The organism is Acidovorax sp. (assembly GCF_021287135.1).
GTDB lineage: Bacteria > Pseudomonadota > Gammaproteobacteria > Burkholderiales > Burkholderiaceae_C > Acidovorax.
On sequence record NZ_JAJTBB010000027.1, the window covers coordinates 1 to 25,926 of the forward strand.

26 protein-coding genes are annotated in these 25,926 nt (G+C 66.6%); 19 read left to right on the top strand and 7 right to left on the bottom strand.

What is annotated here, in order from left to right:
* The first annotated feature begins 70 nt into the window (after window positions 1-70).
* Entirely contained in the window at window positions 71-1,273 is a 1,203-nt protein-coding gene (locus LWW96_RS07560; protein ID WP_291485578.1) for an ISL3 family transposase, read from the top strand.
* A 34-nt stretch (window positions 1,274-1,307) separates the two neighbouring features.
* Here the strand turns inward: LWW96_RS07560 and LWW96_RS07565 are convergent, their stop codons facing one another.
* From LWW96_RS07565 to LWW96_RS07580, 4 genes are all read right to left on the bottom strand, one after another.
* Window positions 1,308-1,607, bottom strand: coding sequence for a flagellar protein FliT (locus LWW96_RS07565; protein WP_291485581.1), 300 nt, complete (start codon window positions 1,605-1,607; stop codon window positions 1,308-1,310).
* Window positions 1,608-1,610: 3 nt separating this feature from the next.
* On the bottom strand, window positions 1,611-2,066 hold the full coding sequence (gene fliS, locus LWW96_RS07570; protein WP_291485583.1) for a flagellar export chaperone FliS: 456 nt from the start codon (window positions 2,064-2,066) through the stop codon (window positions 1,611-1,613).
* Window positions 2,067-2,132: 66 nt separating this feature from the next.
* Window positions 2,133-3,572 (bottom strand): flagellar filament capping protein FliD, encoded by a 1,440-nt coding sequence (gene fliD, locus LWW96_RS07575; protein WP_291485585.1) that lies wholly within the window; start codon window positions 3,570-3,572, stop codon window positions 2,133-2,135.
* Between the two features lie 227 nt (window positions 3,573-3,799).
* Window positions 3,800-5,245 carry a flagellin gene (locus LWW96_RS07580; protein WP_291485587.1) on the bottom strand — a complete coding sequence of 482 codons (1,446 nt, stop codon included), beginning with the start codon at window positions 5,243-5,245 and terminating at the stop codon, window positions 3,800-3,802.
* Window positions 5,246-5,569: 324 nt separating this feature from the next.
* On the opposite strand from LWW96_RS07580, the gene LWW96_RS07585 reads away from it, so the two are divergent.
* The 10 genes from LWW96_RS07585 (at window position 5,570) to LWW96_RS07630 (ending at window position 16,884) form a co-directional block, all read left to right on the top strand.
* Window positions 5,570-7,045, top strand: coding sequence for a flagellin (locus tag LWW96_RS07585; RefSeq protein ID WP_291485589.1), 1,476 nt, complete (start codon window positions 5,570-5,572; stop codon window positions 7,043-7,045).
* A 266-nt stretch (window positions 7,046-7,311) separates the two neighbouring features.
* Complete coding sequence (gene motA, locus LWW96_RS07590) at window positions 7,312-8,172, top strand: flagellar motor stator protein MotA (RefSeq protein ID WP_291485591.1); 861 nt, start codon at window positions 7,312-7,314, stop codon at window positions 8,170-8,172.
* Between the two features lie 48 nt (window positions 8,173-8,220).
* Complete coding sequence (motB, locus tag LWW96_RS07595; protein WP_291485593.1) at window positions 8,221-9,153, top strand: flagellar motor protein MotB; 933 nt, start codon at window positions 8,221-8,223, stop codon at window positions 9,151-9,153.
* 72 nt (window positions 9,154-9,225) lie between these two features.
* Entirely contained in the window at window positions 9,226-9,612 is a 387-nt protein-coding gene (gene cheY / locus LWW96_RS07600; protein ID WP_040328086.1) for a chemotaxis response regulator CheY, read from the top strand.
* 4 nt (window positions 9,613-9,616) lie between these two features.
* Window positions 9,617-10,243, top strand: coding sequence for a protein phosphatase CheZ (locus tag LWW96_RS07605; RefSeq protein ID WP_291485597.1), 627 nt, complete (start codon window positions 9,617-9,619; stop codon window positions 10,241-10,243).
* 227 nt (window positions 10,244-10,470) lie between these two features.
* The gene (locus tag LWW96_RS07610) at window positions 10,471-11,625 is read left to right on the top strand and encodes an EscU/YscU/HrcU family type III secretion system export apparatus switch protein (RefSeq protein WP_291485599.1); all 1,155 of its coding nucleotides are present in this window, start codon (window positions 10,471-10,473) and stop codon (window positions 11,623-11,625) included.
* Complete coding sequence (gene flhA / locus LWW96_RS07615) at window positions 11,622-13,703, top strand: flagellar biosynthesis protein FlhA (protein ID WP_291485602.1); 2,082 nt, start codon at window positions 11,622-11,624, stop codon at window positions 13,701-13,703. The genes LWW96_RS07610 and flhA overlap by 4 nt, the downstream gene beginning before the upstream one ends.
* On the top strand, window positions 13,700-15,211 hold the full coding sequence (flhF, locus tag LWW96_RS07620) for a flagellar biosynthesis protein FlhF (RefSeq protein WP_291485604.1): 1,512 nt from the start codon (window positions 13,700-13,702) through the stop codon (window positions 15,209-15,211). The genes flhA and flhF overlap by 4 nt, the downstream gene beginning before the upstream one ends.
* A complete protein-coding gene (locus LWW96_RS07625; RefSeq protein ID WP_291485606.1) occupies window positions 15,204-15,998 on the top strand; it encodes a hypothetical protein in 795 nt (264 codons plus the stop codon). Before flhF ends, LWW96_RS07625 begins: the two co-directional genes overlap by 8 nt.
* Window positions 15,999-16,167: 169 nt before the next feature.
* Window positions 16,168-16,884, top strand: a complete 717-nt coding sequence (locus tag LWW96_RS07630) for an RNA polymerase sigma factor FliA (protein WP_291485608.1) — start codon at window positions 16,168-16,170, stop codon at window positions 16,882-16,884.
* 183 nt (window positions 16,885-17,067) lie between these two features.
* Here LWW96_RS07630 and LWW96_RS07635 read toward each other — a convergent pair whose 3' ends face one another.
* The 3 genes from LWW96_RS07635 to flgA all read right to left on the bottom strand — a co-directional run bounded on the left by LWW96_RS07635 (window position 17,068) and on the right by flgA (window position 18,881).
* A complete protein-coding gene (locus LWW96_RS07635; RefSeq protein WP_291485610.1) occupies window positions 17,068-17,442 on the bottom strand; it encodes a hypothetical protein in 375 nt (124 codons plus the stop codon).
* A gap of 155 nt (window positions 17,443-17,597) precedes the next feature.
* Window positions 17,598-17,924, bottom strand: a complete 327-nt coding sequence (gene flgM / locus LWW96_RS07640; RefSeq protein WP_291485612.1) for a flagellar biosynthesis anti-sigma factor FlgM — start codon at window positions 17,922-17,924, stop codon at window positions 17,598-17,600.
* Between the two features lie 93 nt (window positions 17,925-18,017).
* Window positions 18,018-18,881 carry a flagellar basal body P-ring formation chaperone FlgA gene (gene flgA / locus LWW96_RS07645; RefSeq protein ID WP_291485614.1) on the bottom strand — a complete coding sequence of 288 codons (864 nt, stop codon included), beginning with the start codon at window positions 18,879-18,881 and terminating at the stop codon, window positions 18,018-18,020.
* A 217-nt stretch (window positions 18,882-19,098) separates the two neighbouring features.
* Between flgA and flgB the strand changes: the two genes are divergently transcribed.
* The 8 genes from flgB to LWW96_RS07685 all read left to right on the top strand — a co-directional run bounded on the left by flgB (window position 19,099) and on the right by LWW96_RS07685 (window position 25,923).
* A complete protein-coding gene (gene flgB / locus LWW96_RS07650) occupies window positions 19,099-19,533 on the top strand; it encodes a flagellar basal body rod protein FlgB (protein ID WP_291485615.1) in 435 nt (144 codons plus the stop codon).
* Between the two features lie 33 nt (window positions 19,534-19,566).
* Window positions 19,567-19,971, top strand: a complete 405-nt coding sequence (gene flgC / locus LWW96_RS07655; RefSeq protein WP_291485617.1) for a flagellar basal body rod protein FlgC — start codon at window positions 19,567-19,569, stop codon at window positions 19,969-19,971.
* 31 nt (window positions 19,972-20,002) lie between these two features.
* A complete protein-coding gene (locus tag LWW96_RS07660) occupies window positions 20,003-20,656 on the top strand; it encodes a flagellar hook assembly protein FlgD (RefSeq protein WP_291485619.1) in 654 nt (217 codons plus the stop codon).
* A gap of 49 nt (window positions 20,657-20,705) precedes the next feature.
* The gene (gene flgE, locus LWW96_RS07665) at window positions 20,706-21,986 is read left to right on the top strand and encodes a flagellar hook protein FlgE (RefSeq protein ID WP_291485621.1); all 1,281 of its coding nucleotides are present in this window, start codon (window positions 20,706-20,708) and stop codon (window positions 21,984-21,986) included.
* A gap of 91 nt (window positions 21,987-22,077) precedes the next feature.
* Window positions 22,078-22,818 carry a flagellar basal-body rod protein FlgF gene (gene flgF, locus LWW96_RS07670; protein WP_291485623.1) on the top strand — a complete coding sequence of 247 codons (741 nt, stop codon included), beginning with the start codon at window positions 22,078-22,080 and terminating at the stop codon, window positions 22,816-22,818.
* 174 nt (window positions 22,819-22,992) lie between these two features.
* Window positions 22,993-23,775: a flagellar basal-body rod protein FlgG gene (flgG, locus tag LWW96_RS07675; protein ID WP_291485624.1), complete on the top strand. Its 783-nt coding sequence runs from the start codon at window positions 22,993-22,995 to the stop codon at window positions 23,773-23,775.
* 32 nt (window positions 23,776-23,807) lie between these two features.
* Entirely contained in the window at window positions 23,808-24,497 is a 690-nt protein-coding gene (locus LWW96_RS07680; RefSeq protein ID WP_291485678.1) for a flagellar basal body L-ring protein FlgH, read from the top strand.
* 283 nt (window positions 24,498-24,780) lie between these two features.
* Window positions 24,781-25,923 carry a flagellar basal body P-ring protein FlgI gene (locus tag LWW96_RS07685; protein ID WP_291485625.1) on the top strand — a complete coding sequence of 381 codons (1,143 nt, stop codon included), beginning with the start codon at window positions 24,781-24,783 and terminating at the stop codon, window positions 25,921-25,923.
* The last annotated feature ends 3 nt before the right edge of the window (window positions 25,924-25,926 follow it).

The following is a 25,926-nucleotide window of genomic DNA, read 5'->3' on the forward strand; positions in this document are numbered from 1 at the left end:
AAAAAAACAGCGGTGACATCTCAAGCAAGATGGTTGTGCGACCAATCATCAAACTTCAGAGCACCGCTGCATGCATAAGAATACAGGCTGGCTGGACCTGTGGCCCGGCTTTCACGTCACCGACTCTCGCCTGAGCGCAGACAGCGCCTGGTTGCGGCTGGAGCCACTGGCCGGGCAGCCCCTGCGCTGCGGGCAATGCCTGGGTCTGGTGGACTCAGTGCACGAGCGACTCACGCGTACTGTGCGTGACCTGCCCTTGGCCGGCAGAGCGCTGACACTGCAAGTGCAACTGCTGCGGGTGAACTGCAGGCGCTGCGGCCACTGCCTGCAGCATGTGCGCTGGCTCGATCGCTTTGCCCGCATGACGCGCGCCATGGCGCAAACCGTGGCCCAGTGTTGCAAGCGCCTGCCCATCAAGCACGTTGCGCAAATGTTCTGCCTGCATTGGTCCACCGTGCAGAAAGTGGACAAGCGCAACCTCATGGCTCTGATGAGCCAGTTGCCCCAGCCCCAACCGAGGCGCCTGGTGATGGATGAGTTTGCCCTGCACAAAGGCCATCGCTATGCCAGCGTCATCCTGGATGCAGATACGCGCCGGGTGCTGTACATCGCCAAGGGCCGCACCCGCGAAGCGATCCGGCCTTTCTTCCAGGCATTGGGAGAAGCGGGCTGCAGGCGCATTGAGGCTGTCGCCATGGACATGAACACAGCCTTCGATCTGGAGGTGCGGCATTGGTGCCCTCGAGCTCGCATCGTCTATGACCTGTTCCACGTGATCGCCAAGTACGGCCGGGAGGTGATCTCACGCGTGCGGGTGGACACAGCCAACGCCCTGCGCCGTGACAAGAGAGGCCGGCGAGTGGTCAAACAAGCCTACTGGCTGCTGCTGCGCAACGCAGACAGTCTCAAGGATCGCGAGCAGGTGACGTTGCAGGAGGTGCTGCAGGTCAACGAGGCCCTCATGACGGTCTACGTGCTCAAGCAATCGCTCAAAAGTCTATGGACTGCTGATGATCCCTGGCAGTGGCGGGGACGCTGGAAGCAGTGGCTGGCGCACTGCGAGCAAAGCGGCATCGAGTGCCTGCAATTGTTTGCCAACAGGCTGCGCCAATACTGGCCAGGCATTCTGGCGCGAGTGCGCTGGCCCATGCACACCGGACAGCTCGAGGGGATCAACAACCGCATCAAGGTCATCAAGCGCATGGCTTATGGCTACCGTGACTGCGAGTACTTCTTCCTCAAGATCAAGGCCGCGTTCCCCGGGAATGCGTGAAGAACCTTTGTTTTGGCCGGGTCTTCGCCACGCCTCAATGCATCATCTGCGGCTGGCCTTCGAACAGGTGCTCGAACTGCGCCAGCCAGGGCTCGGCCAGGCAGCGGATCTGGGCGTCATTGCGCAGGATGCGCTGCATGATGCGGGTCTTTTCGCGGCGGTGCTCGGGCAGCAGTTCGTGCTCCTGTGACTTGTAGCGCAGTTGCTCGATCAGCACAGCACAGGCGCCCTCGTAGCGCACCACACCGTCCCAGTCCTTGAGTTTTGCAGCCTCCAGCATCTTGGCGCTGCTGTCCTCGATCGCCTTGTAATAGTCAATAAGCATGTGGGACATGGTTCAGGCCTCCGCCAGCACGGGCTGGCCAGCGGTGGCGGGCGCACTGGCCGAAGCCGTGCCGCCGTTTTTCTTGATTTCGTTCCAGCCCTGGGCCACGGGCTCGATGAGGCGCATGACTTCCTGCATCATCGCGTCGTCGTTGCGGGCGTTGGCCAGGATCAGGCGGCGCATGCAGTAGTCGTACAGCGCCCCCAGGTTTTCTGCCAGCTCGCCGCCATCGACCTTGTCGAGCGACGTGCTCAGGCCTTCTTCCAGGATGCGCACCGCCTTGGAAATGGCGTTGACCTTGCCCAGAACGTCGCCGCGTGCCAGGGCGCCGCGGGCGGTGGCGATGGAGTTGAGAATCCCTTCATACAGCAGACTGACCAGCTGGTGCTGGTCGATCGTGTGCATGCTGGTTTCCACATTGATGCGTTGGTATGCGTTGGCTGCACGGGGGCTGTAGGCGCTGAACATGCTGACAATCCTTCCGAGGTATTACTAGAGTTATCGGCCTGCGCCAGAAAAACTGAAGCCCCTCGTTCACCCCTGCTTGTTCCACGCCGTGACCTGCTGCGCGATATAGGCATTCAGCGCGTTCAGGCTGGACATCTTGGTGTCCAGGGCGGTGTAGCGCGCCGTCAGGCTCTTCTCCAGCCGGTCGGCGCGGTCATTGATGGTCTCCACATCCTTGGCGTTGAGCTTGAGCGACTGCTCGTAGACCTTGGTCTTGGTGGCAAAGAACCCGTCCGTTGCCAGCAGCTTGGTGGTGACGGCGCCGAACTTGCCGGCAAAGCCATCCGCCACGCTCCCGCCGTCCGGCCCGCGGAAGAAGGCCTTGACTTCGTCGGGCGTTTCCATGGCCTTGTTGAACTTGGTCACGTCCAGCGTCAGATTGCCCGTGGGCGAGACATTGCCCAGGCCGCCTTCGGTGACCACGCCCACGGCCGACAGGTTGCGCAGGGCCCCCGAACCGTTCACCGACTGCAGCGCCGAACGCAAGGTGTTTTGCAGGTTCACCGCGCCACTGTCGCCCTGCAGCAGCCCGGCCGTCTTCGTTTCCTTGTCGTACTTCGTCACCTCGTTCAACGCCTGGTTGATGGCGTTGTAGGCGCTGATGAACGCTTCAATGTTCTTCTTGACCGCGGAATTGTCCTTGGCCACGGTGATCCCCACGTCGCTGGAAGTCACCAGCAAGGCCGTGAAGGTGACCCCTGAAACCGTGTTGGCAAAAGTGTTGGTGGCCGAAGTGACCGGCAGGCCGTTGACGGTCGCGTTGGCATTCATCGCGTACTCCGTCGTGCCGCCTGTCACCAGCCGCGACAGCCCGGCGCCGTCGGCCAGGTTGCCGTCGGCATCCACGGCGCTCATCCGGAAGCCGGCTTCTTCGCCCGTCGTGCTGCTGCGCAGCATCAGGCGCTCGCCGGTGGCATCCGTCAGCACCGACGCCGTCACCCCGGCTTTCGAGCCATTGATCTTGCTGGCGATGTCGGCCAGGGTGTCGGTGGCGCTGACTTGCACATTCACCGCCCCGGCGTTGCCCATCGTGAAGACCTTGGGCTCGCCCGACCACTTGCCGACTTCCAGCGTCAGGGTGCCGGCACCGACCGCCTGGCTCACGGGCGACAAGGCCACGGAGATGGTGGTCTGCGCCTTGGCCAGGTTTTGCACCTGCACATTGAAGGCGGTGGGAGCGGTGCCGCCCACGGCGGACACCGAGACGGCGTCCGGCTTGGCCGACGTGGCGCTCACGCCGTTCCACCCCGTCACGCTGCCCAGCTTGCTGGCCGCGTCGGCCAGGGTGGAGACCAGGGATTTGAATTGCCCGAACGCGGACACCTTGGCATTGGTCAGCGCGGCCTGCTGCTGGAGTCCATTGGTCCGGGTGATCGGGGCTTTTACCGCATCAACCGAGGCTTTGATCAGGCCATTGACGTCCACATTGCCGCCCAGGCCGATACCTATCGATGAAAAGCTAGCCATGTCCCACCTCCTGGATCCATATCGGGTTGATTCCGCCCGAAATTATCAAGGCCTTCGGCTCCTTGCGTCCAGCCGATAAGCACCCGAGAAGGCCGCCAATCCGCCGCGCTGCCGCACGATCGGAAAGGAAGAAAGCGGAGGGCGATCCCATCGCCTCCGCTTTTTTTGCGGGCACGGGCCTGTGCACCAGGCCCGCGTTCCGCCACCTCAACCTGTAGCTACGGCGATCAGCGCAGCAGGGCCAGCACGCCCTGGGGCAGCTGGTTGGCCTGGGCCACCATGGCGGTGCCGGCCTGCTGCAGGATCTGGGCGCGCGACAGGTTGGCCGTTTCTGCCGCGAAGTCCGCGTCCTGGATGCGGCTGCGCGATGCCGACATGTTTTCCGCCGTGCCTTGCAGGTTGTTCACCGTGGTCTCAAAACGCGACTGCAGGGCACCGAAGCTGGCGCGTTGGCCGTTCACAGCCGCCAGGGCCGAGTCAATGATCTTCAACGCCTTGGTGGAGCCGTCCACCGTGGACACGTCGATGGTGTTCACGGCCTTCAGCGAGGAAGCTGCCGTGGTGGATGCCAGTGCAGACGTGCCGGTGATCGAGTAGCCCTTGTCGGATGCGAATTCCAGCGTGCCACGCGACACCACCGTACCGCCGGCGGCAGCGGCAGCCGTGGCTGCGCCGAAGGTCGGCGTCGTGGCGGCTTCCGCGTTCTGCGCGGCCAGCGTGATGCCGACGGTGGCGCTGTTGTTGGTCAGGTCGATGTTGGCGCCAGCCTCGTTGGTGAGGATGATGCCGTCCGCTGCCGAGTTCAGCTTGGCGGTGACGCCCGTTTGCGAGGCCACATCGTTGAAGGCCTTGACGGCTTCGGCCAGGCCGGCAGCCGTGTTGCCCGACACGTTGAAGGTGACGTTAGCGGCGGTGGAGTTGTCGCCCTTGACTGCCAGAGACACGGCGCCGGTAGCCGCAAACTTGAGCTCGGACACGTTGCGGGCCGATGCGGTCACGCCGGTGGCGTCCGACAGCGCGTTGATGGCAGCAGCCGCGGTGGCGGCGGTGTCGGTGGCGCCCAGCGTCGCGGTCTTGGTTTGCAGGCCAGCGATCACGATCGTACCCGTCAGGGCCGTGGCGGTCGCAGCGGCATCCACCAGCTTGCTGTTGTTGATCTGCGCGCCGTAGGTGGTGGTGCGGAAGTTGCCGGTGGTGGCCGTGATGGTCTGGTTGGCGTTGGCGCCCACCTGGAAGGTGGCGGAGCCAAACGAACCGTCCAGCAGCTTCTGGCCGTTGAATTCGGTGGTGGTGGAGATGCGGTCCAGTTCGGACAGCAGCTGGCCGACTTCAGCCTGGATGGCCTTGCGGTCCGAAGCGCTGTTGGTGGCGTTGGCCGACTGCACGGACAGTTCGCGCACCCGCTGCAGGATGTCGCCCGAGGCCTTCAGTGCGCCTTCCGCGGTTTGCGCCAGCGAGATGCCGTCGTTGGCATTGCGCACGGCCTGGTTCAGGCCGCGGATCTGGCTGGTGAAACGTTCCGAGATCGCCAGGCCGGCGGCGTCGTCCTTGGCGCTGTTGATGCGCAGGCCCGACGACAGGCGCTGGATGGAAGTGCCCAGCGAAGCCTGGCTCATGCCCAAATTGCGCTGAGCGGTCAACGAACTGATGTTGGTATTGATGGTGGAAGCCATTACAAATCTCCTGAAAAGTACCGACTGAATCTGGCGTTGCCGCCAACGTGCGCCAGGCAAGGGACCTGGCCCAACAGTTCACAGCGCCGGGATGGCTCTCTGTAGAACGGCGGGGCAATAACGTCCCGTTGCAATTGTTTTCGGTACCCGCTGCGGAAACTTTAGGGCGGAACCCACAAGTTGCGGGGTTTTTTTGCGCTTTATCGCCCCACTGCGTCCTGCGCTCCACTTTCACAATCCACCCATCGTTCCCGTCTCGTCTGCCGGACGGTGGAGCTTCTACCGGCGCAGATTTGGTTTTTCAAGCCTTCAAGGAGCATATCCATGGCAGCTACCATCAACACCAACATCAGCTCTCTGACCGCCCAGCGCAACCTGGGCATGAGCCAGGCCTCGCTCAGCACCTCCATCCAGCGCCTGTCGTCGGGCCTGCGCATCAACAGCGCCAAGGACGACGCCGCCGGCCTGGCGATCTCGGAGCGCTTCACTACCCAGATCCGCGGCCTGAACCAGGCCGTGCGCAATGCCAACGACGGGATTTCCCTGGCCCAGGTGGCGGAAGGCGCCCTGGCGGGGGCCAGCAGCATTCTCCAGCGGGTGCGCGAACTGTCCGTGCAGTCGGCCAATGCCTCCAACTCCGCTGGCGACCGCAAGGCCATCCAGGCTGAAGTCGGCCAGCTGCTGTCCGAGCTGGACCGCATCTCCGTGACCACCGAGTTCAACGGCCAGAAGCTGCTGGACGGTTCCTTCGGCTCAGCCACCTTCCAGGTGGGCGCCAACGCCAACCAGACCATCACGGCCACCACCGGCAATTTCCGCACCACCACCTATGGCGCGCAACTGTACGGCTCCAAACTGGTGGAGGCTGCCGCGACCGCCACGCCGCTGACCGGTACCCTGGTGATCAACGGGATCCAGTCCAAAACGGTCACGCTGACCGCGGCGGACACCGCTGCGTCGGCCGCCGCGGCCGTCAATGCGGCCTCGGACGCCACCGGCGTCACCGCGATTGCCCGCAATGTGTCCGAGTTCAAGGTGACCGGGGCCAATGCCTCCTATTCCCTGGCCGTGAAGGGCGACAACGGCACGCCCGCCAACGTGACCTTCAGCGTCGGCGCCACCAATACAGCGGCCGGCCTGGCCGAGGCTGTGAAGGCCTTCAACGACGTGTCGTCGCAGACCGGTGTCACGGCCAAGCTCAACAGCACCGCGGACGGCCTCATCCTGACCAGCGAGTCGGGCGCCAACATCGACATCACGAACAACTCTGCCGTCGGTTCGGGTATCACGCTGGCCGCGGGCGACGCGGCCACCACCCTGAGCAGCGGCACGCAGAGCTTTGGCGCGCCCTTCACCGCGGCAGCCGCCGGCGGCACCGCCGTGTCCGTGGGCACGCTGGAGTTCAAGTCTGACAAGGGTTTCTCGTTTGGCGCGGCGTCCACCTCTGCCCTCTTCGACACGGCTGCGCCCTCGTCGACGCTGGCTGCCGTCAACACCATCGACGTGTCCACGGTGGACGGCTCCACCAAGGCGCTGAAGATCATTGACTCGGCCCTGGCGGCTGTGAACGGCCAACGCGCCAGCTTCGGTGCCCTGCAGTCGCGCTTTGAGACCACGATCTCCAACCTGCAGCTGTCGTCCGAAAACATGTCGGCTTCCCGCAGCCGCATCCAGGACGCGGACTTCGCGGCGGAAACCGCCAACCTGTCGCGCGCCCAGATCCTGCAGCAGGCCGGCACCGCCATGGTGGCCCAGGCCAACCAGCTGCCCCAGGGCGTGCTGGCCCTGCTCAAGGGCTAAGCCTCCCGCCACCGGCGAGCGATTGCCCCCAAACCGGCGCAGCCCATGGCCATCGCATAAGAATCAGAGGCCTGCGGGCCTCTTTTTTCCATCCCGGCGCGCGCCAGGGCGCCGGCGCGTGGGCAAGAACGCGACGTTTCTCGCCGGCGCTTTTGCCCCTCGTCTCCGCAATCCGATACATTTAGGAACAATGCGACCCGCCGGGCGGCTCTCGAACCCCTCGAACTGCCGCGAAGTCCCCTCCCCGCTGCCATCTCGCTCAAAGCATGTTCGTCATCATCGGTTACATCGTCTGCCTGGGCTGCATCTTCGGCGTGTACATCGCGCACGGGGGCAACATCAGCGTCATCCTGCACGCCTTGCCATTTGAGATCATCACGATCCTGGGCGGCGCGCTGGGGGCCTTCGTGGTGAACAACCAGCCCAAGGTGATCAAGGCCACGCTGGCGGCCCTGCCCATGGCGCTCAAGGGCTCCAAGTACACCAAGGAGCGGTACATGGAGCTGATGGCCATGCTCTACGACATCCTGCAAAAGGCCCGCAAGGAGGGCCTGATGGCCATCGAGAAGGACGTCGAGGCGCCCCACGAGTCCGAAATTTTCAAAAAATACCCCACCGTGGGCAGCGACCACCATGTGATCGAGTTCACCACCGACTACCTGCGCATGATGGTGTCGGGCAACCTGAATTCGCACGAGATCGAGGCGCTGATGGACAGCGAGATCGACACCCACCACCAGGAAGCCCACGCCCCCGTGGCCGCCCTGGCGCGGCTGGCGGGCGCGCTGCCCGCCTTCGGGATCGTGGCCGCCGTGCTGGGGGTGGTCAACACCATGGGCTCGGTGGGACAGCCGCCCTCGGTGCTGGGCGGCATGATTGGCTCGGCGCTGGTGGGGACCTTCCTGGGCATTCTGCTGGCCTATGGCGTGGTGGAGCCGCTGGGCGGGCTGGTCGAGCAAAAGACCGAGGACGCCGCCAAAGAGCTGCAGTGCATCAAATCCACGCTGCTGGCCAGCATGCAGGGCTACAACCCGGCCACAGCCATCGAGTTCGGCCGCAAGGTGCTGTTCTCCACCGTGCGCCCCAGCTTCACCGAGCTGGAAGGCCACGTGCGGGGCAAGAAGTAACCGCGCCGCCGTTGCCCACCGCAGCGCCCCTGAGCCGGTAGAACCACCATGGCAGAAAAGAAGCTCCAGCCCATCATCGTCAAGCGCGTCAAGAAAGGCGGCCACGCGGTGCACGGCGGTGCCTGGAAGATCGCCTACGCCGACTTCGTGACGGCCATGATGGCGTTCTTCCTGCTGATGTGGCTCCTGGGCTCGACCGCCAAGGGCGAGTTGCAGGGGATCGCGGCCTATTTCGCGTCGCCGCTCAAGGTGGCGATGACCGGGGGCGACGGCGCGGGCAACAGCTCCAGCGTGATCCCGGGCGGGGGCAACGACCTGTCCAAGGTGCATGGCCAGGTGCGGCGCTCCGACGACGAGGCGGCCAAGCAGCGCCGCATGAGCATCGACACGGCCCGCGCGGAACGGGCCCGGCAGGACCACGAACGCATCAAGGCGCTGGAAGCGAAGATTGATGCGCTCATCACCGAAAACCCGCGCCTGAACGAGTACAAGTCCCAGATCCGCATCGACATCACGCCCGACGGCCTGCAGATCCAGATCGTGGACGACCAGAACCGCCCCATGTTCGACAGCGGCAGTGCGTTGGTAAAACCCTACATGCGCGACATCCTGCGGGAGATCGGCGCCGCGCTCGGCGGGGTGGAAAACCGCATCAGCCTGGCCGGGCACACCGACGCCACCCCCTATGGCAACGGTGAGCGCGGCTACAGCAACTGGGAACTCTCGGCCGACCGGGCCAACGCCTCGCGGCGCGAACTGGTCGCCGCCGGCATGCCGGACGCTAAACTGGGACGCGTGGTGGGCCTGGCGGCCAGCGACCTGCTGGACCCGGCCAACCCCCGCTCCCCCGCCAACCGGCGCATCACCATCACGGTGCTGACCCGCGAAGCCGAAGAACGCCTCATGGGCAAAGGGGTTCCCGAAATCACCTCCACAGAATTGTTGGATGAAAAGCGGGAAAATCCCCCCCCGGGCAGATGAACGTAACGACTTGTCACCAAACCTGCCGCCCATGAAAATACTTACAGCCATTTCCGACCGAAAGGGTCCCACGTGACCACAGCCCTTCGTTTTTTGATCGTTGACGACTTCTCCACCATGCGGCGCATCGTGCGCAACCTGCTCAAGGAAAGCGGTTTTGCCGATGCCGATGAGGCCGAAGATGGCGTGGCCGCGCTCAACAAGCTGCGCAACAGCAAGTTCGACTTCGTGGTGACCGACATCAACATGCCCAACATGAACGGCTTCCAGTTGCTGGCGGAAATCAAGAAGGACGAGAAGCTCAAGCACCTGCCCGTCCTGATGGTGACGGCCGAAGCGCGCAAGGAAGACATCGTGGCGGCCGCCCAGGGCGGTGCCGCGGGGTACATCGTCAAACCCTTCACCAAGGCCACGCTGGAAGAGAAAGTGACCTTGATCCTGAAGAAGATGGGGCTATGACACCATGGACGCCACACCGGACAACAGCCCGCCGCCCGGCGACGCCGATGTACACCACAAGATCGGCCTGCTGACGCGCCAGCTGCACGACTCGCTCAACGAGCTGGGCTATGCCGAGAAGCTGCGCGGCTCCATGGGCGAACTGCCCGACGCGCAAAGCCGCCTGTCCTATATCGCCCGGCTGACGGGCGAGGCGGCGGAAAAAGTGCTCAACCGTGTCGAGCAGGCCAAGGCCCAGCACGACTTCATTGCGGCAGAAACCCGCCGGGTGGTGGCCTCGCTGGTCAAGGACCCCGTGGCGGCGGTGGCCAAGGGGGAAATCATGAATTTCCTCCACGATGTGGAACGGGTGACCAAGGAAGCCGACACGCACCTCACCGAGATCATGATGGCGCAGGACTTCCACGACCTCACCGGGCAGGTGATTGCCCGCGTGGTGAACCTGGCCGCCACCATTGAAGAGCAGCTGGTGCAGCTGCTGATCCAGACCGCGCCGCCGAGCGCGCAGATGCCCGCCGAGCCGGCCCGGCCCGTGCACCTGCAAGGGCCGGTGGTGGACCCCGAGAACACGCCCGACGTGGTCACCGACCAGTCGCAGGTGGACGACTTGCTGGCCAGCCTGGGCTTCTGACCGCCCGGGTTTTTTTGCCAAAATCGGCTGTCAGCGCTTATCCAGCAAGCGCTGGCAGCTATATTTTTTGAAGCGCCCGCAGGTGCACGCACGCCGCCCGCAGCGCGCGCACCCGCAGGCCGCTGCGGCCCCGGCCGCACGGAAAAGCAGGGGCCGCCGCCTCTTTATCCGCCTTTAGATTTCCAGGCCGCTCACGACAATGGCATGACCCGATCCGTCATGCCGCCATGGAATCCAGCCAAGAAAAAAGCCTCCCCGCGACCGAGCGCAAGCTGCAAAAAGCGCGCGAGGACGGCCAGGGCGCCCGCTCGCGCGACCTGTCCCACCTGGCGGTCCTGGGCGCCGGCGCGGCCTGCATGCTGGTGCTGGCACCGCACCTGATGGAACAGCTGCAGCGGGCCCTGAGCCAGCAGCTGGCTTTTGACGCCGCCACCGTCATGGCGCCCGGCACCATGCTGCAGCGCCTGCAGACCATGGCCGGCATCGGGCTGGTGGCCAGCACGGTGTTCGCGGTGCTCACCAGCGCCGCGGCACTGATCAGCGCGATTGGCGCGGGCGGCTGGATCTTCAGCTTCAAGCCGATCACCCCCCAGTTCAACCGCCTCAACCCGATCTCGGGGCTGGCCAACCTGTTTTCCAAGCAGCAGATGGCCAACGTGGCCAAGATGGTGCTGATGACGGGCATCCTGAGCTACGTGGCCTGGAAGTTCATGGGCACCAGCATCGACGCGGTGGCCATGCTGGTGCTCCAGCCTTCGCCGCTGGCCATCCGGCAGATCGCGGACTGGCTGACCTCGGGCATGAGCCTGCTGCTGCTGATCGTGTTCCTGGCGGCGCTGGTGGACGTGCCGCTGCAGGCCTATTTCTTCAAGACGCGGCTGAAGATGTCGCACGAGGAAGTCAAGCAGGAGCACAAGGAGTCGGACGGCAACCCGCACACCAAGGGCCGCATCCGCCAGAAGCAGCGCGAAATCGCCGACCGCGCCAGCATTGGCGCCGTGCCCAAGGCCGACTTCGTGGTGATGAACCCCACCCACTATGCGGTGGCGCTCAAGTACGACGAAAAGACCATGAGCGCCCCGCAGGTCATCGCCCGCGGTACCGACTTGCTGGCCTTCCGCATCCGCGACGTGGCCAAGGAGCACAGCGTGCCCGTGCTGCAGGCCCCCATGCTGGCCCGTGCGCTGTACGCCCACGCGGAACTGGACCAGGCCATCCCGGCCACCCTGTACACCGCCGTCGCACAGGTGCTGGCCTATGTGTACCGCCTGAAGGCCGCACTGCGCGGCGAGGGGCGCATGCCCGACAGCCTGGTCGAGCCCTATGTGCCGCCCGAACTCGATCCGCTCAACCGCACGCCCGTGCAAGGTGATGCCGCATGAACACGTCCGTAAAGTCTCTCCAGCAATGGGCCGGCAACAACGCCAACGCGCTGCAGGGCCTGTCGGCCCCGCTGCTGGTGGTGGCCATCCTGGCCCTCATGGTGCTGCCCATCCCGTCGTGGATGCTGGACGCCTTCTTCACGCTGAACATCGCCGTGGCGCTGATGGTGATGATGGTGGCGGCGTACATGCTGCGTCCGCTGGATTTCGCGGCGTTCCCCTCGGTGCTGCTGCTCACCACGCTGATGCGCCTGTCGCTGAACGTGGCATCCACTCGCGTGGTGCTGCTCGAAGGCCACACCGGCCCCGGCGCGGCGGGCGCGGTGATCGAGGCCTTCGGCCACTTCCTGATCGGCGGCAACTTCGCCGTGGGCCTGATCGTGTTCGCCATCCTGGTGGTGATCAACTTCGTGGTGATCACCAAGGGCGCCGAGCGCATTGCCGAGGTGTCGGCCCGTTTCACGCTGGACGCCATGCCCGGCAAGCAGATGGCGGTGGACGCCGACCTGAACGCCGGCCTGATCGATGAGAAGGAAGCCAAGCGCCGCCGCGCCGAAGTGGCGGAGGAAGCCAACTTCTTCGGCTCCATGGACGGCGCCTCCAAGTTCGTGCGCGGCGACGCCATTGCCGGCATTTTGATTCTGCTCATCAACATCGTGGGCGGCTTCGCCATCGGCATGCTGCAGCACGGCCTGTCGGCCGGGCAGGCCGCCGACAGCTACATCCTGCTGGCCATTGGCGATGCGCTGGTGGCGCAGATTCCGGGCCTGTTGATCTCGGTGGCCGCGGCCATGGTGATCTCGCGCGTGGGCAAGGACCACGACATGGGCCGCCAGATCGTGCAGCAGCTGTTCATGTCGCCGCGCGTGCTGGCCGTCACGGCCAGCATCCTGGTGATGCTGGGCCTGATCCCCGGCATGCCCCACGTGGTGTTCCTCACCATGGGCGGACTGCTGGGCTATGGCGCCTGGGTGCTGTATGAGCGGCAGAAGGTGCCGCCCCCGGTGGAGGCGCCGCCCGCGCCGGTCACCGATGGCGAGGCCACCTGGGACGACCTGCAGCCCGTGGATCTGCTGGGCCTGGAGCTGGGCTACCGCCTCATCAGCCTGGTGGACAAGAGCCGCCAGGGCGACCTGCTCACCCGCATCAAGGGCGTGCGCCGCAAGTTCGCGCAGGAAGTCGGCTTCCTGCCCCCGGCCGTGCACGTGCGCGACAACCTCGAATTGAAGCCCAGCGCCTACCGCATCACGCTGCGCGGCGTGGTGGTGGGCGAAGGCGAGGCCTTCCCCGGCATGTTCCTGGCGATCAACCCCGGCGGCATCACCACGCCGCTGATCGGCACGCCCACCACCGACCCGGCCTTCGGCCTGCCGGCGCACTGGATCGACGAACGCCAGAAGGAAGCCGCACAAATGGCAGGTTTTACCGTGGTTGATTCCGAAACCGTGATGGCCACCCATTTGTCACACTTGATGCAAGTGCAAGCCGCCAAGCTCCTCAGCCGCACGGAAACCCAGCAGCTGGTGGAACACGTGGCCAAGCTGGCCCCCAAGCTCATCGAAGAAGTCGTCCCGAAAATGGTCTCCATCGCAACGTTCCAGAAAGTTCTCCAGCTGCTGCTGGAAGAGTCTGTGCACATTCGCGACATCCGCACCATCATCGAGACGCTGGCCGAGTTTGCCGGCAGCATCGCCGACCCGGTCGAGCTGGCCCGCCGCGTGCGCATCGCCTTGTCGCCCGCCATCGTCCAGCAGATCTACGGGCCGACCCGCGAGCTCAACGTCATCGCCATCGAGCCCGGCCTGGAGCGCCTCTTGGTGCAGGCCCTGGGCAACACGGCCGGCCCTGCGCTCGACCCGGGCGTGGCCGACATCCTCACCCAGAAGGCTGCCGAGGTGGCCCTCAAGCAGGAGGAAATGGGCCTGCCCGCCTGCCTGCTCGTTCCCGACCAGATCCGCAATGCCATCTCCCGCCTGGTGCGCCGCGTCGCGCCCCGCCTGCAGGTGCTTGCGCACAGTGAAATTCCCGAGACCCACACCATCCGGATTGGGCCCATTCTCAAAGGTGCATCAGCATGAACATCAAACGCTTTACCGCCCCCACCTCCCGCGAGGCACTGGCCAAGGCGCGCATGGCCTTTGGCGAGGGCACACTGATCCTGTCCAACCGCCCCACGGCCAACGGCGTGGAAGTGGTGGCCACGGCGGAAGACACGCTGTCGGCACTCGACGGCGGCACCGACCATGGCGCGGCCAGCGCGCCGCTGCTGGCCCCGGCCCCGGCGCGCAGCGCAGCCCCGCGCGCCAGCCAGGCACCGGCCGCCTCCGGCCTGGGCCGCAACCCGGTGGAAGAAGACACCGAGCAGCTGGCCATGAGCACGCTGTCGTTCCAGGACTATGTGCGCGAGCGCATGCTGCGCCGCCGGCACGAGGCGCTGCACGGATCCACGCCCGCGCCGGCCACGCTGTCCGAACGGGCCCGCGACCAGGAGCCGGAGCGTGAGCGCGAACGCGAGCGGATGCCCGCACCCGCCGTGGCGCGCCACAACCCGCTGCGCACCATCCCCATGGACATCCCGCCTGAGCCGCCGCGGCGCCGCCAGGAGGCCTCTGTCGCCCACCTCGCGCAGGCCAGCAACCAGCAAAGCGTGATGAACGAGCTCCACGCGATGAAGGAGCTGATCGAGGACCGCTTCAACACCCTGGCCTGGCTGGGACAGGCGCGCCAGAACCCCATCCACTCCAACCTCATGCTCAAGATGATCCGTGCCGGCTACTCCCCTTCCCTGGCCCGCGCCGTGCTCGAACGCATGCCGGAAGAGCTGTCGGCGGCGGAGTCGGTGCGCTGGCTGATGGACGTGCTGGAGCGCAACCTCAAGACCGACCAGGCCGAGGCCCCGCTGTACGAGCAAGGCGGCATCTTCGCCCTGGTGGGCTCCACCGGCGTGGGCAAGACCACCACCACCGCCAAGCTGGCCGCACTGTGCGCACGCATCCACGGCCCGGGCAGCGTGGGCCTGATCACGCTGGACACCTACCGCGTGGGCGCGCACGAGCAGCTGCGCACCTACGGCCGCATGCTGGGCATCGTGGCGCACCTGGCGCACGACCGCGCCGCGCTGCAAGACCTGCTGGGCCTGCTCAGCGGTAAGAAGATGGTGCTCATCGACACCACCGGCGTGGCCCCGCGGGACCCGCGCAAGCGCGACATGCTGGACGTGCTGGACCTGCCGCACGTCAACCGCCTGCTGGTGCTCAACGCCGGCTGCCACGGCGACACGCTGGACGATGTGCTCACCGCGTTCAAGACCGACGGTTCCCAGCAGGCCATCCTCTCCAAGGTGGACGAAGCCGTGAAGCTGGGCCCCGCCATCGACGCGCTGATCCGCCACCAGATGGTGCTGCGCGGCGTGACCAACGGCCAGCGCGTGCCGGAAGACTGGGAGCGCGCCGACGCGCACAAGCTCATCAGCACGTCCATGCGCGCGCCGGCCAAGTCGGCCTTCGACCCCAAGGCCACCGACCTGAACTTCTTCTTCTCGCACGCGCCCGAAAGCTTGGCCGAACGGGGGCTGGTCGATGCTTGATATCGGCTTTCACCAGGCCGCCGGCCTGCACAGCTTCACCCCGCAGGCCGAACTGCGCGTGGTGGCGGTGGCCAGCCAGGGCAACCCCGCCGGGCTGGAGACGCTGTGGCAGATCTGCGCAAGCCTGCAGCGCCTGGGCTACCCGGTGGTGGTGCTGGACGGCACGGCGCAGGAGTCTGACGACAGCCCCGGCCTGCTGCACCTGCTGCAACAGGCGCCCTGGAACGAGGGCGCCGACCTGAACATGGGCGCGATGGCCTCGTCGCTGGCGGTGATCCCGGCGGCCAAGGGGCTGCTGCGCCTCGGCCGCGTGGCCAGCCGCGAGGACACAGCCCCGCTGACGGGACTGCTGCCGTATTTCAGAACCTACGGCATCCTGGTGCTGCACGCGCCCGCGGCCACCCTGGGCCCGCTGCTGACGCACACCGCCACCGTGCCCCTGGTGGTGATGGGCGAAGGCTCGGCCGGCGTGCTCGCCAGCTACAAGAGCCTCAAACAGATCGCGCTGCACACCGGCCTGCCCTGCATGGTGGCCGCCCTGCTGCGCAGCAGCGCCGCGGCCGAACGGCGCCGCGCGCAGCACGCGCTGCTGACGCTGCAGGACTGCGCCGGACGCCACCTGGGCGGCCCCGTGCGCACGACCACCATTGCCACGCAAAGCCCGCAAGACCTCCAGCGCCTGGCCTTGCAACTGCTGGAGAATGCGGGCACCATCAATGAGTCGCTGACTGCGCTGCCCCCGGGCCACCTGGCAGGCCTACCGGCCCCGTTGGCCCGGAGCCACTGACGAGAGCGTGTGATGCCCCTGTACGTACCTGCGTTGCCCCCCGAGGCCGGTGCCTGGCCACCGCCGCAGTGCGCTGCGCAGGTCCGGGTACGCTCTCGAACGCAGCGCCGCTTTGCCGCCGCCGCGCAACCCTCGCAACCACGCTCTCAACGTGCATAACACGCTTTGTATGTACACCGCCAAAGGCCAGCTTGATCGGGACGCGATGATCCGCCAGCATGTGCCGCTGGTGCGGCGCATTGCACACCACATGATCGCCAAGCTGCCGCCCAATGTGGAGCTGGACGACCTGATCCAGGTGGGCATGATCGGCCTGGCCGATGCGCTGTCGCGCTACGAGGCGGCGCAGGGCGTGCAATTCGAAACCTTCGCCACCCAGCGCATCCGCGGCGCCATGCTCGACGAGCTGCGCGAGGGCGACTGGATGAGCCGCAGCTCGCGCAAGAGCCAGAAGGACATCGAGCAGGCCGTGCACCGGCTGGAACAGAAGCTGGGCCGCAGCCCGCTGGAATCGGAGATCGCGGCCGAGATGGGCATGGGCCTGGCCGAATACCAGAACCTGCTGGGCAAGGTGCGCGGCACGCAGCTCGTGTACCTGGAAGACATGACGCACGGCAACGAGGACGAGGAAGGCTTTCTCGACCGCCACGTGGCCGACAGCGATGCTGATCCCATGGAGCTGCTGCGCGACCAGCGGCTGAAGATGTCGCTCGTCAATGCCATCAAGACGCTGCCCGAACGGGAACAGCACATCATGGGCATGTACTACGAGCACGACATGAACCTCAAGGAGATCGCCGCCGTGCTGGGCGTCACCGAGTCGCGGGTGTGCCAGCTGCACAGCCAGTCCATCGCGCGCCTGCGCGCCAAGATGCGGGCGCACTGACGGCTGCGGGCCCTGCTGCCCGCCCACGGCCCGCCCGCAGCGGCGGTGCCGGCTTCCCCTTCCGCGGGAAGCACTATCAAATCAATAGCTTCTTGCGCTTTCCCCGCAATGCATTGAGGCAGATTCGCATCTCAAACGCCCGCTGGCCGTGCGCTGGCCGCTATTGTTTTTGATGCCCTGCGCTCAACCCGCCGACTTGTAGATGCGGGCCACGCCCGGCTTGCCGGCGGGTGCGCTCCGCCCGTCGCCGTACGTGGCCGGCGCGCCGGCTTGCGGAACCAGGCCGGCGACCTGCCGGTCGGCGTTGGCCGACAGCCGCGCCAGGCTTTCGCGGTGGATGGCGAGCATGGCGCGGATGGCGTCCATGCGCTTTTGCAGCGCCGCCGGCAGCGGGCGCCCCGTGGCCCCCGACTGCTCCACGGCTTGCGCAAACCGGGCGGCCGCGTCGCGCAGCGCGGCGCTGTTCTGTTCCAGGGACTGGGGATCGGCCGCCAGGAGCGCGGCGGAGACTTTTTCGATCAGCTGCTCAACAGCCAGGAGGGATTCTTCCAGCGACATGGCCCATTGTGCGTTGAAGGGCGCCCGGCTGCCAAGCCGAGGGCAGGAGGAAGCGAAGGAGAGACGAAGCGGGAAACCGAGGCGAGGAACCGAGGCGAGAGGTCGAAGCGAGGACCCGAGGCGAGAGGTGGAAGCGAAAACAGGGGAACCGTGCATCAGCCGCGCGAGCGGGACAGGATTTCCTGGGCGTTGGACAGCAGCTTGTCGGCAATGGCCTCGGCGTCCACCGAGAACGTGCCCTTTTCAATCGCGGTGCGCACGGCCTTGACCTTGCTGGCGTCAAAATCGGCGGTGGAGCGCTGGGTCTGGTCCAGAGCGCGGGCGGCCAGGGACACCGTCACGGGCACACCGGCGGGAGACGCTGCGGCCACCGCCGCGTCCTTGGCCGCTCCTTCAGCAGCGCTGGGCGGACTTTTGGCTTGCTTGGCAAGCCCCGTCTGCGGCAAGGCGCCCGGGAGTTCCGGTTTTTGACCAATCTTCATCGCTCTCTCCACCACCCCGTGTGATGTGGGGCACAGTAGCAATGTTTTCGACCCTTTTCGCCCGGACTTTAGTCATTTCTTGCCGCTGCGTCATCACAAAGCCACGACAACTGTTCCACTTTCATTGACAGTTCCACTCACGATACGGCCATTGTCCATGCGGATGCGCACGATCTGCCCGACCCCGCCCGGCGACAGGGCCTGCCCTGCCGAACTGATGGCGTAGCCCGGGCCCTGGGCCACCACCTTGACCTGGGCCCCGGCGCGGAACAGCTGGGGCGGGCGGACCATGGCCTGGCGCAGCGCCTGGCCGGCCATGAGCTGGCGTGCCGCAACCTGCCCCACCCACATCTCGGGCTGGGCCATCACCGGCGCGGACTCTTCCGCCCAGTCCACTTCCGCCTGCGTGGCGTCGTCGGCGGTGAGCACTGCGCCAGGCGCCACGGGGCCGGTCAGCACCCAGGCCGGGCCGAAGGCCTTGACGGTGACCGGCAGGTACACGTTCCAGGCCGTGGGGCCTTCCACGCAGCGCAGCCCCAGGCGGGTGCGCCCCCACAGGCGCGAACCGGCGGGCAGATAGGGCTCCACCCGCGCACAGGGCGCCAGGCGCAGCCGCGGGTCGAGTGAGCCCACGCTCACTTCCATGCGCAGCGGCATGCCGGCAGGCTGGTTGCGGGCCATGGCGTCGTTCAGCCAGCGCTGGCCCAGCGGCGCCAGGTCCACCCCGGGATCGGCGGCCGATGGTGCCTGCGCCTGCGCCTGCGGCTGCCCGGGGACTTGCACCGGTGCTTGTACCGGCGCTTGTGCCGGTGTTTGTACCTGCGCTTGCGCGCCCCCCGCCGCTGCCAGCAGCAAGGCGGCTGCCGCCGCCCACGCGGCGCGCAGCCTGCCGGGCCTGGAGCGGCGTTGCACGGGCGCGTGGGCGCGGGCAGGGATGGGGGCAGAGGGTGTTGGCATGGGGACTCCGGGGCAGGGGCGCCTTCACAGCCCGCAGGGGGGCCCGAAGGCTATTTCACCGCTGCAACTATAGGCAGCCGCACCGGCCGCAAAACGGGGAACTGCGCAGCCATTGCCGCGTTCTTCGCGCTTTAGAAAAACGCGCCGCTTTTCATAATCAAGCCACGCCGGAAAGCCCCCCCGCCCGGCGCCTGTGAAACCCTGGTGTGAGGCGAACATGCTTGACAAGATGACGAACCGGATGGACTTCCTCGGCAACGCGCTGGTGCTGCGTGCCGAGCGCCAGCGCGCCATCGCCAGCAACATCGCCAACGCCGACACGCCCGGCTATGTGGCCCGCGACTTCAGCTTTGCCGACGCGATGCGCGAGGCCTCGGGCTCGGGCGTCACGCGCCTGGCCACGGGCGGCTCCGTGGGCACGGCCGGCGCCACGGACCCGCGCCACATTCCCCTGCCCGCGGCCGCCTCCGGCAGCAGCACGCCGGGCGCGCTGGGGTACTCCGTGCAGTCGCAGCCCAGCCTGGACAACAACACGGTGGACCTGGACCGGGAGCGCGCCAACTTCGTGGACAACGCCGTGCGCTACGAGACCACCCTGCGCTTCATCAACGGCAACGCCAAGACCATGCTCAGCGCGATCCAGGGCCAGTAACCCCGCATTGCAGCGCAGAAAGCGAGTTTCCCCATGTCCATGTTCTCCATCTTCAGCGTCTCTGGCAGCGCGGTGAGCGCCCAGTCCCAGCGGCTCAACGTGGTGGCCAGCAACCTGGCGAACGTCGACGCGGTGGCCGGGCCGGACGGCCAGGCCTACAAGGCCCGTCAGGTGGTGTTCCAGACCGCCCCGATGGGCGCGGACAGCTCCGCCGGCGTGCGCGTGAGCGCCATCAGCGAAAGCAACACCCCCGGACGCCGCGTGCACGACCCCAGCCACCCCTCGGCGGACGCCGAAGGCTATGTGACGCATTCCAACGTCAACGCCGTGGAGGAGATGGTCAACATGATTTCCGCCTCGCGCTCGTACCAGAACAACGTCGCGGTCATGAACACGGCCAAGTCGCTGCTCCTCAAGACCCTGCAGATGGGCCAGTAACCAACGCTCGCCGTTCCAAGGAAGCCCCACCATGATCCTCAGTGCCACCAACGCCCCTTCGGTGACCGACGCCACCGGCACCAAGGCCAACGCCGCCACCGACCCCGCCGCCGCGCAGGACCGCTTCCTGAAGCTGCTGGTCGCGCAGCTGAACAACCAGGACCCGATGAACCCGCTGGACAACGCCCAGATGACCTCGCAGATCGCGCAGATCAACACGGTGACGGGCATCCAGCAGCTCAACCAGACCATGCAGAGCATGGCGGCGCAATTCAATTCGCTGCAGGTGATGCAAGGCACCTCGCTGGTGGGCCGCAGCGTGATGTCCGAAGGCTCCACGCTGTCCGTGGCCGACAAGACCGGCAAGGGCGGCTTCGAGCTGGCCTCGCCCGCCACCAACGTGAAGGTCGAGGTGCTCAACGCCAGCGGCCAGGTCATCGACACCATGGACCTGGGCGCCAAGGCTGCCGGCCGCCACACCTTCGACTGGGACGGCAGCCAGTACAGCGGCTCCACCGACGGCCTGAAGTTCCGCGTGAGCGCCGTCAACGGCTCCACCAAGCTGGACAGCACGCCGCTGGCGCTGTCCAAGGTCACGGCGGCCGGTGCCGAAGACGGCCAGCTCGTGCTGACCCTCGCCAACGGCCAGACCATCAACTACAGCCAGATCAAGGCGCTGGTCTGATCCCGTCCCGGGCCACCGATCCAGTCCCCGTCTCAACCAGGAGAACACCATGAGTTTTCAGCAAGGCCTGTCGGGCCTGAACGCCGCCAGCCGGAACCTCGACGTCATCGGGCACAACATTGCCAACTCCAACACCGTCGGGTTCAAGGCCTCGCGGGCCGAGTTCGCTGAAATGGTGGCGTCCGCCATCGGCTCGGCCGGCGGCTCCAACGCCGGGATCGGCGTGGAAGTGGGCGCGGTTTCGCAGCAGTTCACGCAGGGCAACCTGACCATCACCGGCAACAGCCTGGACGTGGCCATCAACGGCAACGGTTTCTTCACGCTCACGCTGCCCGACGGCACGCCTGCCTACACCCGCTCCGGCAACTTCAAGCTGGACAAGGAAGGCCACATGATCACCAACGACAACGCCAAGGTGATGGGCTATCCGGTGGACCCGGTCACGGGCCTGCGCTCGGGCACGGACCCGGTGCCGATGGTGTTCCCCACGTCCGAACCCATCCCCGCCAAGCAGACCACGACCATCACGGCCGCCTTCAACCTGCCGGCCACGGCCAAGGACGCCGCGGGCGACCCGACCGCCACGCCTCCCATCCCTGCCACGCCGCGCGCCACCTATGGCACGTCCATCAACGTGTTCGACAGCCAGGGCGTGGCCAAGCCGGTGAACCTGTACTTCCAGAAAACCGCCACCGCCAACACCTGGGACGTGTACGACCAGCTGGACGACCCCACCGCCACGCCCCCGGTCGTGGCCTCCCCCATCGGCCAGATCACGTTCGACAACAACGGCGCCATCACCGGCCCGGCGGCCACGCCCCCGGCCACGGGCTTTGCGCTGCCGCTGACCATCAACCCGACGCCGCCCAACCCCAACAACCTGCCCGCGTTCCCGGTGTCGGTCAGCCTGGACAAGGTCTCGCAAAGCGGCAGCAAATTCTCGGTCTCCACCCTCAGCCAGGACGGCTACACCACGGGCGAGCTCACGGGCATCAACATCGAGAACAACGGGATGATCATGACCCGCTACTCCAACGGCGTGACCCGTGCCGAAGGCCAGCTGGCGCTGTCGAGCTTCCGCAACACGCAGGGCCTGGCGTCGGTGGGCGGCAACAACTGGGTGGCCACGTTTGAATCGGGCCAGCCGGTCGTCGGCACCGCGACCGACGGGAACTTTGGCGCGCTGCGCTCGGGCGCCCTGGAAGACTCCAACGTGGACCTGACGGCCGAGCTGGTGAACATGATGACCGCCCAGCGCGCCTACCAGGCCAATGCGCAGACCATCAAGACGCAGGACCAGGTGATGTCCACCCTGGTCAACCTGCGCTGACGAGGTCGCCACTTCAAGCCAAAACAGCCTCTAGCTCTTATCCATAAAGCGCAAGCAGCTATCAAAATAGAAGCAACCGGAAACCCCTGCCATGGACCGCATCATCTACACCTCGATGACGGGCGCGAACGCCGCCGCCCACCGTCAGGCCGTGTTGTCCAACAACCTGGCCAATGCCTCGACGCAGGGCTTCCGGGCCGAGATGTCCACCTTCCGTTCGGTGCCGGTGCAAGGCGACGGCTCCAAGACCCGCGTGTTCGCGCTGGAGGCCACGTCGGGCTACGTGAACACCCCCGGCCCGGTGCAGCGCACCGGCCGCAACCTGGATGCCATGGCGGCCGGCAACGCGTGGTTTGCGGTGCAGGGCCTGGACGGCACCGAGGCGTACACCCGCGCCGGCACGTTTGAGGTGTCGGCGGCCGGCCAGCTGGTCACCCCCACCGGCCTGCCCGTGCTGTCGGACGGCGGCGCCCCCATTGACGTGCCGCCCGGCGCCGAGGTGACGCTGGGCAGCGACGGCACCATCACGGCCAAGGCGGCGGGCCAGCCCGCACAGGCCATCGGCCGGCTCAAGCTCGCCACCCCCACGGCCGAGGACCCGCTCAAGCGCGGCGACGACGGCCTGTTCCGCACCAACTCGGGCGACCCCATGCCCAACGACGCCAACGCCCGCATGCTGGCCGGCGCCCTGGAAGGCTCCAACGTGAATCCGGTGGAGGCCATGGTGGGAATGATCGCCGCGTCGCGCCAGTTCGAGCAGCAGATGCGCCTTCTGCAGACCGCCGAGACCAACGACAAGACCGCCAGCCAGTTGCTGAGCATGAACGGCTGAAGATGAAAACGACATCCCCCCGTGCGGCTTCGCCGCTCCCCCCTTCTCTACTCGCTGACGCGAGGGAAGGGGGGCGACGCCAGCGCGGCGGGGCGGCCCTTGCGCGGCGTCCCCCCGCTTCGGCCGCGCCAGCCCCACAGGCAACGACCCATTGATTCGACCGAGGAAACCATCATGATCAACTCCCTCTGGATCGCCAAGACCGGCATGTCTGCCCAGCAGACGCAGCTGGACGTCATCTCGCACAACCTGGCCAACGTCTCCACCACGGGCTACAAGCGCAACAACGCGGTGTTCGAAGACCTGATCTACCAGAACCTGCGCCAGGTGGGCGCCAACACCACCGAGCAGAACCAGCTGCCCACCGGCCTGCACCTGGGCCTGGGTGTGCGCACGGTGGCCACCAGCCGCAACTTCGTGCAGGGCAGCCTGCAGGAGTCCAAGAACAGCCTGGACGTGGCCATCAATGGCAATGGCTTCTTTGAAGTGACCATGCCGGACGGCACGCTGGGCTACACCCGCGACGGCTCGTTCCAGGTGGACTCCCAGGGCCGCCTGGTCACCTCCAGCGGCCTGCCCGTGGCCAACGGCATCACCATCCCCAACAACGCGACCAGCGTGACGATCAGCGCCGACGGCGTGGTCTCCGCCACGGTGCCGGGCAACACCCAGCCGCAGCCGCTGGGCAACCTGGCCATGTCGGCCTTCGTGAACCCGGCGGGCCTGGAGCCCATCGGCCAGAACCTGTTCAAGGAATCGGCGGCTTCGGGCCAGCCCCAGCAGGGCACCCCCGGGACCAACGGCCTGGGCGTGCTCAAGCAGGGCTTCCTGGAGGCTTCCAACGTGAACGTGGTGGAAGAGCTGGTGAGCATGATCCAGACCCAGCGCGCCTATGAAATGAATTCCAAGGCCATCCAGACTTCGGACCAGATGCTGGCCAAGCTGGCCCAGCTGTGAGCCGGGTGACCACGACAGGAGCGATTGCCATGATGCTGCAGTTCACCCGCCTTCTTGCCCTGCCCGCCGCCCTGGGCGCGCTGCTGCTCACCGGCTGCGCGACGCTGTCGCCGCCGCCGCCGGTGGACATCCTGCCCACCACGCCGCCGCCGCTGGCCGCCGCGCCGCGCACGCCGCCGCCCGTGACGGGCAGCCTGTTCCAGCAGGCCAGCTACCGCCCCGCGTTCGAGGACCGGCGCGCACGCATGGTAGGCGACAACGTGACGATCATGATCGTCGAGAACGTGACGGCCAGCCAGAAGTCCTCGTCCACGGTGGACCGCGATGCCAAGACGTCCGCAGGCGTGACGGCCCTGCCCTTCACCGGCAAGGCCTTCACCGACAAGCTGAGCGTGGGCGCCAGCTCGGGCAACACGTTCTCCGGCAAGGGCGGAACCGAAAGCGCCAACACCTTCACCGGCTCCATCACCGCCACGGTGGTGGACGTGCTGCCCAACGGCCACCTGGTGGTGACAGGCGAGAAACAGATCGGCGTGAACCAGAACGTGGACGTGCTGCGCTTCTCGGGCACCGTGGACCCGCGCGCACTGCAGCCGGGCAGCATCGTCAACTCCACGCAGGTGGCCAACGTGCGCGTGGAGTCGCGCGGCCGCGGCGCCCAGAACGAAGCCCAGGCGATGGGCTGGATGGGGCGGTTCTTCAACACCATCACGCCGTTCTAGAGAGGCCCCCTGAGGCGCTGCGCGCCTTCCCCCCTGAGGGGGGACGCCGCCAGCGCGGCAGGGCGACCCTTGCGCGGCGGCCCGCGCCTGGGGCCGCGCCGATGCAGCGGCAGTGCGTTATTCAAAAATGATAGCTTTCAGCGCTTGTCCAGCAAGCGTTGGAGGCTGTTTTTATTCATATTTCTCACCTGAAACCGGCACCCTGCACGAGTGCCGCAATAAGCCGGTGAACCCGCTTCTTTTTGGGTTTTAGTTCCCGGCCGTGCCGACCACAATCGGTGCCATGAAAGCCTTGTCCCCTCCCCCGTTTTCGCGCGCTGCGCGCCTGCTGTGGCTGGTGCTCGCCCTGGCGGCCGCCAGCCTGGCGCTGCCGGCGCAGGCTCTGCGCATCAAGGAAGTGGCCGCGGTGCAGGGCGTGCGCAGCAACCAGTTGACGGGCTATGGCCTGGTGGTGGGCCTGGACGGCACGGGCGACCAGACGACGCAGATGCCCTACACCACGCAGGCCATGTCCAACTACCTGCAGCAGATGGGCATCAGCCTGCCGCCCAATGCGGCCTCGCAGCTGCAGCTCAAGAACGTGGCGGCCGTGATCGTCACGGCGCAGCTGCCAGCGTTTGCGCAGCCCGGCCAGATGATCGACGTGAACGTTTCGTCCATGGGCAACGCCAAGTCGCTCAAGGGCGGCACCCTCATCGTGACGCCGCTGCGCGGCGCCGATGGCGAGATCTACGCCCTGGCGCAGGGCAACCTGGTGGTGGGGGGCGCGGGCGCCTCGGCCGGCGGCAGCAAGGTGCAGATCAACCACCTGAGCGCGGGCCGCATCCCGCAGGGCGCCCAGGTGGAGCGCTCGGTGCCCACGCCGCTCAACGAGGGCGACACGATCAACCTGGGCCTGAACGCTTCGGACTTCCAGACCGCGCGCCGCGTGGCGCAGGCCATCAACGCCAAGCTGGGCAGCGGCCTGGCCACAGCGCTGGACGGCCGCACGGTGCAGGTGCGCGCCCCGCTGGACCCTGGCGCCCGCGTGGGCTTCATCGCCGACCTGGAAGAGCTGCCGCTGGAATCGTCCGCCCCCTCGGCCAAGGTGGTCATCAACGCACGCACGGGTTCCGTGGTGCTGAACCAGGCCGTGACGCTGGGGCCCTGCGCCATCGCGCACGGCAACCTGTCCATCACCATCAGCTCCACGCCCGTCATCAGCCAGCCCGCGCCGCTGTCGCAAGGGCAGACCGTGGTGGCGCAGCAAAGCGACATCCGCATCAACCAGGAGCCGGGCAACATCATCCAGATGCCGCCCTCGCCCCAGCTGGCCGACGTGGTGAAGGCCCTGAACACGCTGGGCGCCACGCCGCAAGACCTGCTGGCCATCCTGCAGGCCATCAAGGCCGCGGGTGCCTTGAACGCCGAGCTGGAAGTGATCTGACCA

Coding starts and splice junctions, on each gene's coding strand:
- LWW96_RS07560 (WP_291485578.1), top strand. CDS start 71: ATGCATAAGAATACAGGCTGGCTGGACCTGTGGCCCGGCTTTCACGTC.
- LWW96_RS07565 (WP_291485581.1), bottom strand. CDS start 1,607: ATGTCCCACATGCTTATTGACTATTACAAGGCGATCGAGGACAGCAGC.
- fliS (WP_291485583.1), bottom strand. CDS start 2,066: ATGTTCAGCGCCTACAGCCCCCGTGCAGCCAACGCATACCAACGCATC.
- fliD (WP_291485585.1), bottom strand. CDS start 3,572: ATGGCTAGCTTTTCATCGATAGGTATCGGCCTGGGCGGCAATGTGGAC.
- LWW96_RS07580 (WP_291485587.1), bottom strand. CDS start 5,245: ATGGCTTCCACCATCAATACCAACATCAGTTCGTTGACCGCTCAGCGC.
- LWW96_RS07585 (WP_291485589.1), top strand. CDS start 5,570: ATGGCAGCTACCATCAACACCAACATCAGCTCTCTGACCGCCCAGCGC.
- motA (WP_291485591.1), top strand. CDS start 7,312: ATGTTCGTCATCATCGGTTACATCGTCTGCCTGGGCTGCATCTTCGGC.
- motB (WP_291485593.1), top strand. CDS start 8,221: ATGGCAGAAAAGAAGCTCCAGCCCATCATCGTCAAGCGCGTCAAGAAA.
- LWW96_RS07605 (WP_291485597.1), top strand. CDS start 9,617: ATGGACGCCACACCGGACAACAGCCCGCCGCCCGGCGACGCCGATGTA.
- LWW96_RS07610 (WP_291485599.1), top strand. CDS start 10,471: ATGGAATCCAGCCAAGAAAAAAGCCTCCCCGCGACCGAGCGCAAGCTG.
- flhA (WP_291485602.1), top strand. CDS start 11,622: ATGAACACGTCCGTAAAGTCTCTCCAGCAATGGGCCGGCAACAACGCC.
- flhF (WP_291485604.1), top strand. CDS start 13,700: ATGAACATCAAACGCTTTACCGCCCCCACCTCCCGCGAGGCACTGGCC.
- LWW96_RS07625 (WP_291485606.1), top strand. CDS start 15,204: ATGCTTGATATCGGCTTTCACCAGGCCGCCGGCCTGCACAGCTTCACC.
- LWW96_RS07630 (WP_291485608.1), top strand. CDS start 16,168: ATGTACACCGCCAAAGGCCAGCTTGATCGGGACGCGATGATCCGCCAG.
- LWW96_RS07635 (WP_291485610.1), bottom strand. CDS start 17,442: ATGTCGCTGGAAGAATCCCTCCTGGCTGTTGAGCAGCTGATCGAAAAA.
- flgM (WP_291485612.1), bottom strand. CDS start 17,924: ATGAAGATTGGTCAAAAACCGGAACTCCCGGGCGCCTTGCCGCAGACG.
- flgA (WP_291485614.1), bottom strand. CDS start 18,881: ATGCCAACACCCTCTGCCCCCATCCCTGCCCGCGCCCACGCGCCCGTG.
- flgB (WP_291485615.1), top strand. CDS start 19,099: ATGCTTGACAAGATGACGAACCGGATGGACTTCCTCGGCAACGCGCTG.
- flgC (WP_291485617.1), top strand. CDS start 19,567: ATGTCCATGTTCTCCATCTTCAGCGTCTCTGGCAGCGCGGTGAGCGCC.
- LWW96_RS07660 (WP_291485619.1), top strand. CDS start 20,003: ATGATCCTCAGTGCCACCAACGCCCCTTCGGTGACCGACGCCACCGGC.
- flgE (WP_291485621.1), top strand. CDS start 20,706: ATGAGTTTTCAGCAAGGCCTGTCGGGCCTGAACGCCGCCAGCCGGAAC.
- flgF (WP_291485623.1), top strand. CDS start 22,078: ATGGACCGCATCATCTACACCTCGATGACGGGCGCGAACGCCGCCGCC.
- flgG (WP_291485624.1), top strand. CDS start 22,993: ATGATCAACTCCCTCTGGATCGCCAAGACCGGCATGTCTGCCCAGCAG.
- LWW96_RS07680 (WP_291485678.1), top strand. CDS start 23,808: ATGCTGCAGTTCACCCGCCTTCTTGCCCTGCCCGCCGCCCTGGGCGCG.
- LWW96_RS07685 (WP_291485625.1), top strand. CDS start 24,781: ATGAAAGCCTTGTCCCCTCCCCCGTTTTCGCGCGCTGCGCGCCTGCTG.